The organism is Thermococcus sp. (assembly GCF_015523185.1).
Lineage (GTDB): Archaea > Methanobacteriota_B > Thermococci > Thermococcales > Thermococcaceae > Thermococcus.
Map to the genome: position 1 here is coordinate 1 of NZ_WAKV01000080.1, position 8,419 is coordinate 8,419.

Consider the following 8,419-nt stretch of genomic DNA (forward strand, 5'->3'; position numbering starts at 1 on the left):
CAAACCCCTGGAGGTGATGGCTTGAAGCCAAAGACAGCCCTCACGCTCGTGGAGTGGACGTCCGTGCCGCTTCTGCTCGTCACGGGGCTGATGGCCGTAACCGGCTACGCATCGACCAGCGATGGTGCGTTGAAAGCCTCCCTCTTCCTCACCAGGGAAACGGCGGTGGAGATACACACAAGCCCCCTGATGAGAGCACTCCTCGGGGTTCTTCTCTTCCTCCACGCCTACGCGGGGACCGAGCTGATGGCGGCGAGAATTAAGGAAAAGGCCCTGCGGACGGGCCTGGAATACGGGGTTTTGGGCTTTGTAATCTACGTTCTCTGGGTACTCGTGGTGGGTTCCCTTTAGTTTTCAGTCCACCTCAAGGCTAAAATCTTGGTAGTCCATCCAGATGCCTGTCTTCATCACGGCATCGTACTGGGCCTTGAGTAGCTCATAGTGGGCCTTCTCCACTTTCGCTAGCTCCTCGAAGATTCTTTTCACGCCCTCGTGTTCCGCCTCCTGAGAAGCCTTCTCGTAGAACTCCCAGGTTAGCTTCTCCTGCTCCATGCCTATCTTCACCGCGTCAACCTCGCTCTCGACGTTTTCCACTTTGACCAGGAGCTTCTCAAGGAGTTCTTCGCTAACGGCCGGAAGCTTGCACTCCTCGGCGATGCGTTCAAGGAACTTCTCCTCAAACTGCTCCCAGTGGTCGGCTTCCTCCCTTGCCAGGAACAGAAACATCTTCCTTGCCCTTTCGTCCTTTGTTTTTCTCGCGAGGTCGAGGTAGAAGCGCATCTCGGCCTTCTCCACCTCCAGTGCGAGCGCAAGTGCTTCAAGCTCGTTCATAGTACCACCAAAATATTTTAGTGACTTAACCTAATAACCTTTGAGGGGGCAGAGATGGGCATCGAGAGGGTTGACAATCCGCTCTCACTTAAGGACGAGCTCCTCAAATTCGTCTTTGAGGTTTACCGCTCAACCAAAGGGACTTATCCTGCCCTTGAGTGGGTCGAGAAAAAGCCTTCTCCAGAGGATTTCGAGGGCTTTAAGCGGGTTTACGAGCCTTTCCTCGAGTTCAGGCTCACGAGGGAATTCAATGAGCTCTACACCATGAGGAAGGGCGGGCAACTCGTCGGGACCGTGGCGTTGGTTTACGACCTCAAAGACAAGGACGTCTGGTGGGTGCCAGATGAGATAAAGAACGAGAAAGCTGGTCTCATAGAGTTCTTCATGGTCAGCTCGGGTTACAGGGGAAAGGGCTACGGCTCAAAACTGCTTAATTTCGCGGTCAAAAGACTTCTCTCTCTGGGAAAAACGCCTTATGTGATAACGTTTCCCAGTTTAGATGCATACGGCTACTACCTAAGGAGGGGCTTCGAGAAGGTTATGGACTATGGAGAGTTTGTTATCCTGAAGTACGTCGTTCCGTGAACTTTGCATTCCGTTCAATACCCATTTCTGAACCATTGACAAGTTCCTCAAGATTATTCTTCAAACTGTCGAAGAGTATTCGGATAAGTTTATAAACCTCTTCGAAACACATCAATGGCACGGGTGAGGTTGAAGATGAGAGTAAAAACTATCTCTTCAGGCTTTGAATTTGAGTTCAAAACTCTTCTGAGGGATAGCCTTCATCATTGACCCTTCTTGGGTGGCTTTGACCAAAGTTCTCGAAAAATATTCGGAGGTGTTCTGAATGGCCCTAAGGGGGATTAGGGATTACTCGCGCATGGCAATTATTTCGAGCCTCTTAAGGAGAAATTTTGAGCTCTGGGGTTACATGGAGGTCGTCCTGCCAACAATCGAGCCTTATTCGGAGACACTCAAGGGAGGAACCAAATTCGCCTACAACAACGGGTTCTATCTGATAAAGCCTGACGTGACAAGCAGGTTGCTGAAATACGAGATAGACCTTGCCAAACTGTACTACGTGGGGGAAGTCCTTGACGGCGGAGTCGAGGGAAAGTGGCAGGCCGGAATCGAGTTCATTGGGGGAGAACCGGACTTCATGACAGCGGAGGTTCTCAGCGTTCTGATAACATCCCTCGAAAGCCTTGGAATCAGTGAGTTCTACATAGACCTTGGAAGTCTCGAAGTATGGCGGAAAGCAACCGAGGATATAGGGGAGTTTCGAGAAACCGTATGCTTAGCCCTCCAGCGGAGAAACTTTGGATTGATTGAAAAGCTACCGATAGGCAAAGACAAAAAGGAAGAACTCTGGAACCTCTTTAACTTCAGGGGAAAGGAAAGCAACTATCCAAAGCTCACCCAGATTCTCAGGCTGGTTGATGATGAAAGAATCTTCGTGGACTTTGGGACGGTGAGGCCACTACCCTATTATAGTGATGTCATATTCGAGGTCTATTCTCCCCTTCTTGGGAGGCCTATAGGGGGCGGTGGAGAGTACTCCTTCCGCGGAAAACCCGCGGTAGGTTTTGCCCTTGACCTCAGTGCACTCCTTGAACTTGCCAGCGTTAAAGAAAGAAAGGGCAGAAAGTTCCTCAGGGGGATAAACTCCTTCAGGGAAGCCAGAAAGCTCGTTTCAATGGGAATCCCCGTGGAGGTGGGAAGATGAGGTTCGTCCTGCCTAAGGGCCGTCTCCTCAAGGGTTCCCTTGAAGTCCTGAGAAAAGCCGGTTACGATGTCCAAAAGCCCGGCAAGAGACGGCTCATTGAGGGGTTCAACGGCAATGAAGTTTTAATCGCGAGAGCCTTCGACGTTCCTGTCTACGTTGAACACGGGGTTGATGTTGGCATTTCGGGAAGTGATGTCGTTGAAGAACGGAAAAGCGACGTTTTCGTCCCGCTGGAGCTCCCATTCGGAAAGTGCCGTCTTAGTCTTGCCATGCCCCGGGAAAGGGTCGTCTCACCGGAGGAAATGGACGGCTACAGGGTTGCCACCAAATACGAGAACATAACGAGGGAGTACTTCTCAAAGCTGGGCGTTGAGGTGGAAATCCTGAAGCTCAGCGGGAGCGTGGAGCTGGCACCAAAGGTTGGCATAGCCGATGCAATCGTTGACATAGTGGAAACCGGGGAAACACTGAGGGCAAACGGCCTCGTTGAAGTTGAGAAGGTCATGGACGTTTCGGCCCAGCTCCTCGTCAACAGGATTTCCCAGAAGACCAAGTTTGAGGAGATAAACGAGCTTGTTTTTTCGATAAAGGAGATGATTGAAAATGAATTATGAGCTTGAAAGTTACGTCGCCGAGATACTCAGGGACATACGCGAAAGAGGAATCGAAGCCGTTAGGGAGTATTCCAGAAGGTTTGACGGTTTTGACGGCCCCTTCAGGGTTAGCGAGGAGGAGTTCCGAGAGGCGGAGGAAGTTATCCCTGAGAAGGACAGGGAAATTATCGAGAGAACAATCAAAAGGCTCTGGGACTATCACAAAAGGCAAAAACCAAAGGATGAGCTTTTCATTAAAAACGGTTCGCTTTACGGCCTCATATACCGGCCAATAGGAAGGATAGGCATCTACGTCCCCGGCGGAAAACCCCTGCCCTCAACCCTCATGATGGTCGCAGTTCCAGCTAAGATAGCCGGCGTTAAGGAGATTGCCGTTACAATCCCGCCGAAGGACGAGAAGGTGAACCCCTACGTTCTCTACGTTGCCAAAAAGCTCGGCATAAGCGAGGTCTACAAGCTCGGCGGTGTTCAGGCGATAGGGGCTATGGCCTACGGCATCGGCATGGAGAAGGTTGACAAGATATTCGGGCCCGGAAACAGGTTCGTGAACGAGGCCAAGAGACAGGTCTTCGGCGTTGTGGGAATAGACAGCCTCGCTGGACCTTCGGAAATAGCGGTGATAGCGAATGAAAGCGCGGATAAGGAGTACGTTTTGGCGGATTTACTCAGCCAGCTTGAGCACGGAAAGGACAGCAGGGCCTGGCTTCTAACGACCTCCAGAGAGCTCGCCGAGTACTGCTCGCGCGACGGGATAGAAGTAATCCTCTGCGAGACCCTTGAGGAGTGTGCCAAGAAAGTCAACGAGATAGCGCCGGAGCACCTTGAGATAATAACCGAGAACCCGATGAGAATAGTTGACCTCATTGAAAACGCCGGTGCGATTTACCTTGGGCCTTATACACCGGTTCCTTCAGCCGACTATTTCTTGGGTGTCAACCACGTCCTTCCAACGGGAGGGACGGCCAGGTTCAGCGGTGTCCTGACGGTTATGGATTTTCTTAAGCCGATAACCCTCGCAATGGTTAGCAGGGAGGAGTTCTTAGCGGAGAGGGAGCTGGGCCTTCGCTTGGCTGAGATTGAGGGCATGGAACTCCACAGGAGGAGCATGGAGGTGAGGAAATGAAGAGGGAAACGAGGGAAACGAGCGTGGAGGTTCAGCTTGGGGTGGAAGGAAGTATTGAGACGAACGATAGAGTGCTCGACCACCTATTGGTTACGCTCTTCCACTACATGGGAAAGAAAGTCAGCATCAGGGCCACCTACGACCTAAGGCACCACCTCTGGGAGGACGTCGGCATAACCCTCGGGGAAGAACTACGTTCCAAACTGCCAGAAAAGTTTGCGCGCTTCGGGAGCGCGATAATGCCCATGGACGATGCCCTTGTTATCGTTGCCGTGGACATCTCAGGAAGGCCATACGTAAGCGTCGAACTCTCCTACGGGGAGGGGGAAACGGGCTTCGAGAAGGCCCTCGTGAGGGAGTTCCTCTGGGGGCTGGCGCGCTCCCTCAGAGCGACAATCCACGTGAAGACCCTGAGCGGGATTAACGCGCACCACGTAATCGAGGCGACCTTCAAGGGACTCGGCAAAGCTCTTGGAGAGGCAGTTGGGGAGAGCGAGAAACTGGAGAGCACGAAAGGTCTGCTGGAGGTGTGGGGGTGATAGCGATAGTGGATTTGGGTATAGGTAACCTCGCCAACGTTAGAAAGGCCCTTGGGGGAGTTATCACAGACGACCCCTACGAGATAGAAAGGGCAGAAAAGCTCGTTCTCCCTGGGGTTGGTAACTTTGGTGCGGTGGTTGAGAAGCTCGAACCCCTCAGGGGCGTCATACTCGACGCGATAAACGAGGGGAAGCCATTCCTTGGGATATGCCTCGGTCTCCAGCTACTCTTCCAGGAAAGTGAGGAAAGTCCGGGAAAGCCGGGCCTTGGGGTCTTTGAGGGGAGAGTCGTTAAGTTTCAGGGCGTTAGGACGCCACACATAGGCTGGAACCAGCTGTGGAAAAGGAAGGAATGCCCCCTCTTTGAGGGGATAAAGGACGGTGCTTACTTCTACTTCGTTCATTCCTACTATGCGGTGCCTGGAGAGGACGTGATTGCCGGAGTTACGGACTACGAATCCAAGGGAAAGAAGGTAGTCTTCACTTCCGCCGTCTGCAGAGAGAACATTTACGCGGTGCAATTTCACCCGGAAAAAAGCGGGAAGAACGGCTTAATCCTGATGAGAAACTTCAGGAGGCTTTGAAATGGAGGTATATCCAGCAATAGACCTCATGAGCGGAAAGGCCGTGAGACTCTACAAAGGCAGAAAAGACAAGGTCAGGGTCTACGGCGACCCCGTTGAGATAGCCCAGCGTTTTGCCGAGTTCGTTGATAAGATTCACGTCGTTGACCTCGATGGGGCCTTTGAGGGCTTCCCGAAGAACCTCGACGTAGTCGGGAGAATAATCCAAGAAACCGGCTTGAGGGTTCAGCTGGGTGGAGGGCTGAGAAGCTATGAAGCAATCGCTAAAGCCTACGAAATCGGTGTCGAGAACGCCATAATAGGCACGAAGGCCTTCGATATAGCCTTTCTGGAGCGAATCACTCAGGACTTCGAGGGGATAACTGTAAGCCTTGACTCCAGGGGAGGAAGAATAGCTGTGAAGGGCTGGGTTGAAAGCGGTCTGGAGGTCAGAGAGGCCTACGAGATTCTGAGGGAGTACGTGGACAGGTTCATTTACACCTCCGTTGAGCGGGACGGAACGCTCACCGGGATAGAGGAAATCGAGCGCTTCTGGGAAAACGAGGAGTTCATCTACGCGGGAGGAGTTTCAAGTGCCGATGACCTGAGAAAGCTCCGGGAAATCGGGTTCTCCGGCGTTATTGTTGGGAAGGCCCTTTACGAGGGTTTGGTGTCTCTGGAGGAGCTTCTGGAGGTGGCAAGATGCTCGCGAAGAGAATAATCGCGGCACTCGACATAAGGGAAGGCCGGGTCGTGAAGGGGATCAGGTTCAGGAACATACGGGATGCCGGCAATCCCGTTGAGCTCGCCAAACGCTATGAGAGGGAGGGCATAGACGAGATAGTTTTCCTCGACATCACGGCCTCTTACGAGAAGAGGGGGATACTCCTCAACCTCGTTGAGAAGATTGCGGGGGAGATATACGTCCCCTTCACCGTCGGGGGAGGCATAAAAACCCTCGAAGAGGCCAAGGAGATAATCAAACGCGGTGCCGATAAGGTGTTCATAAACACCGCCGCCGTAAATAGGCCCGAGCTTGTGAGGGAGATAGCGAGCGTCGTTGGAACCGCTAACCTTGTGGTGGCAATAGACGCGAAGTGGAACGGCTCCTTCTGGGAGGTCTACACCCACGGGGGGAGGAAAGCGAGGGGGATTGACGCTGTAGAATGGGCAAAAACCGTTGAACGACTCGGAGCGGGTGAGATACTCCTTACGAGCATGGACACCGATGGAACCAAGGAGGGCTTTGACATACCGCTGACGAAAGCCGTCGCAAGTGCCGTTGATATTCCTGTGATAGCCTCTGGGGGAGCCGGAAAACCAGAGCACTTCTACGAGGCCTTTAAAGCAGGAGCCGAGGCTGGTCTGGCAGCATCAATATTCCACTACAACGAATACACCGTCGGCGAACTGAAGAGGTTCTTAGCTGAGAGGGGAATCCCCGTAAGGCTAGATTATTGAGGTGGTAAAATGAGCCTTGAAGAGCTAATCGAAAAAGTTGACTGGGAGAAGAACGGTGGAATCGTTCCCGTTGTTGTCCAAGACACCAAAGGAGAAGTCCTTACACTGGCTTACATGGACAGGGAAGCCCTTAGGAGGACCCTTGAAACAGGTTACGCCCACTACTACTCCCGCTCTCAAAAGAGAGTTAGAATGAAGGGAGAAGTAAGCGGAAACACCCAGAAGGTGAGGGAGATTAGAATAGACTGTGACAACGACGCCCTGCTCCTGATAGTGGAGCAAAAAGGAGTCGCCTGCCACACTGGGAACTACTCATGCTTCTACAGAAAGCTCGGCGAACCGGAGAGGGTTTTGCCGATGGACTACTCCCTGACAATCCTAAGGGAACTTGAAGAGCTTATAAGGAAGAGAAAGGAAAATCCCGTGGAGAGTTCTTACACATCGAGGCTCTTCAAAGAGGGTAGGGAGAGGATTTACAAGAAGTTTGGTGAGGAAGCGGTAGAAGTTCTCGTGGCGGAAACCAGAGAGGGGTTAATCTACGAGACGGCCGATATGCTCTACCACCTGCTCGTTCTCCTCGCTTACAACGACGTTTCCCTCGGGGAGGTTATGGCCGAATTGAGGAGGCGGAGGAAATGATTCGCGAGCTCGTTAAGTCCTTCCAGCCCTACAGGGTCGTGGAGGGGAACTACAGGGTCTGGCTGGACAAGAACGAAAGCCCCTATGACCTGCCCGACTGGGTCAAGGAGGAGATTTTTGACGAACTCAGGGGGATAGGCTTCAACAGGTACCCGCACATCACATCAATGCCGGCAAGAGAGGCTATAGCCGATTTTTATGGAATCTCTCCCAAAAACGTTGCCGTTGGTAACGGAAGCGACGAGCTTATCAGCTACCTCGTGAGGCTCTTTAAGGGGAACTACATCGTCACAACTCCCCCAACCTTCGGAATGTACGGCTTCTACGCCAAACTTAACGAAATTCCCCTCGTTGAAGTCCCCCTGCGGGATGACTTCACAATTGATGGAGAGGCAATAGCGAAGAAGTCCAAAAACGCGAGGGCGGTTTTTATAGCTTCCCCCAACAACCCCACGGGGAATTTACAGCCGGAGGAGGAGATAATTGAAGTCCTCGAAACCGGAAAGCCCCTTGTTCTCGACGAGGCCTACGCGGAGTTTTCAGGAAGAAGCCTCTGGAAGCTGATTGACGAGTATGAAAACCTCATAGTCCTCAGGACGTTCTCAAAGGCCTTCGGGCTGGCAGGGGTTAGGGCCGGTTATATGCTCGCGAGTGAAGAGGTGGTAGATGCCCTCTACCGGGTAAAGTCGCCCTTCAGCGTCGGAATCATGACGATGACCTCTATGGTTGTCATGCTGAGGCACACTAACCTGGTTGAGAAGAGGGTTAAGAAAATAATTGAGGAGCGCGAGAGGGTCAGGAAGAAGCTCGGCGACTTGGCTTACCCAAGCGACGCGAACTTTTTACTGGTCAAACTGGACGCCTACGAGGAACTTCTAAGGCAGGGAATCGTCGTCAGAAAGCTCTCAGGTAGGCTGGAG

12 protein-coding genes are annotated in these 8,419 nt (G+C 52.5%); 11 read left to right on the forward strand and 1 reads right to left on the reverse strand.

The genetic code is table 11. The features are described 5' to 3' along the window. Positions 1–21: 21 nt before the first annotated feature. Positions 22–351 (forward strand): hypothetical protein, encoded by a 330-nt coding sequence (locus F7B33_RS09405; protein WP_297074260.1) that lies wholly within the window; start codon positions 22–24, stop codon positions 349–351. A 3-nt stretch (positions 352–354) separates the two neighbouring features. Here F7B33_RS09405 and F7B33_RS09410 read toward each other — a convergent pair whose 3' ends face one another. After that, positions 355–831: a ferritin family protein gene (locus tag F7B33_RS09410; protein ID WP_297074261.1), complete on the reverse strand. Its 477-nt coding sequence runs from the start codon at positions 829–831 to the stop codon at positions 355–357. Between the two features lie 54 nt (positions 832–885). Between F7B33_RS09410 and F7B33_RS09415 the strand changes: the two genes are divergently transcribed. From F7B33_RS09415 to hisC, 10 genes are all read left to right on the forward strand, one after another. Further along, on the forward strand, positions 886–1,416 hold the full coding sequence (locus F7B33_RS09415; protein ID WP_297065578.1) for a GNAT family N-acetyltransferase: 531 nt from the start codon (positions 886–888) through the stop codon (positions 1,414–1,416). Positions 1,417–1,681: 265 nt separating this feature from the next. Beyond that, positions 1,682–2,560, forward strand: a complete 879-nt coding sequence (locus tag F7B33_RS09420; protein ID WP_297065581.1) for an ATP phosphoribosyltransferase regulatory subunit — start codon at positions 1,682–1,684, stop codon at positions 2,558–2,560. After that, complete coding sequence (gene hisG / locus F7B33_RS09425) at positions 2,557–3,174, forward strand: ATP phosphoribosyltransferase (protein WP_297074263.1); 618 nt, start codon at positions 2,557–2,559, stop codon at positions 3,172–3,174. Before F7B33_RS09420 ends, hisG begins: the two co-directional genes overlap by 4 nt. Continuing rightward, a complete protein-coding gene (hisD, locus tag F7B33_RS09430) occupies positions 3,164–4,297 on the forward strand; it encodes a histidinol dehydrogenase (RefSeq protein WP_297074264.1) in 1,134 nt (377 codons plus the stop codon). The genes hisG and hisD overlap by 11 nt, the downstream gene beginning before the upstream one ends. Further along, positions 4,294–4,836, forward strand: coding sequence for an imidazoleglycerol-phosphate dehydratase HisB (hisB, locus tag F7B33_RS09435; RefSeq protein WP_297074265.1), 543 nt, complete (start codon positions 4,294–4,296; stop codon positions 4,834–4,836). The genes hisD and hisB overlap by 4 nt, the downstream gene beginning before the upstream one ends. Continuing rightward, positions 4,827–5,420, forward strand: a complete 594-nt coding sequence (gene hisH / locus F7B33_RS09440; protein WP_297074267.1) for an imidazole glycerol phosphate synthase subunit HisH — start codon at positions 4,827–4,829, stop codon at positions 5,418–5,420. The genes hisB and hisH overlap by 10 nt, the downstream gene beginning before the upstream one ends. A 1-nt stretch (position 5,421) precedes the next feature. Further along, positions 5,422–6,120 (forward strand): 1-(5-phosphoribosyl)-5-((5-phosphoribosylamino)methylideneamino)imidazole-4-carboxamide isomerase, encoded by a 699-nt coding sequence (gene hisA, locus F7B33_RS09445; protein ID WP_297074269.1) that lies wholly within the window; start codon positions 5,422–5,424, stop codon positions 6,118–6,120. After that, on the forward strand, positions 6,102–6,860 hold the full coding sequence (hisF, locus tag F7B33_RS09450; protein ID WP_297074270.1) for an imidazole glycerol phosphate synthase subunit HisF: 759 nt from the start codon (positions 6,102–6,104) through the stop codon (positions 6,858–6,860). The genes hisA and hisF overlap by 19 nt, the downstream gene beginning before the upstream one ends. 9 nt (positions 6,861–6,869) lie before the next feature. Then, positions 6,870–7,499: a bifunctional phosphoribosyl-AMP cyclohydrolase/phosphoribosyl-ATP diphosphatase HisIE gene (hisIE, locus tag F7B33_RS09455; protein ID WP_297065598.1), complete on the forward strand. Its 630-nt coding sequence runs from the start codon at positions 6,870–6,872 to the stop codon at positions 7,497–7,499. Further along, the coding region (gene hisC, locus F7B33_RS09460; protein ID WP_297074271.1) for a histidinol-phosphate transaminase at positions 7,496–8,419 on the forward strand (924 nt) is incomplete at its 3' end. The genes hisIE and hisC, both read left to right, overlap by 4 nt.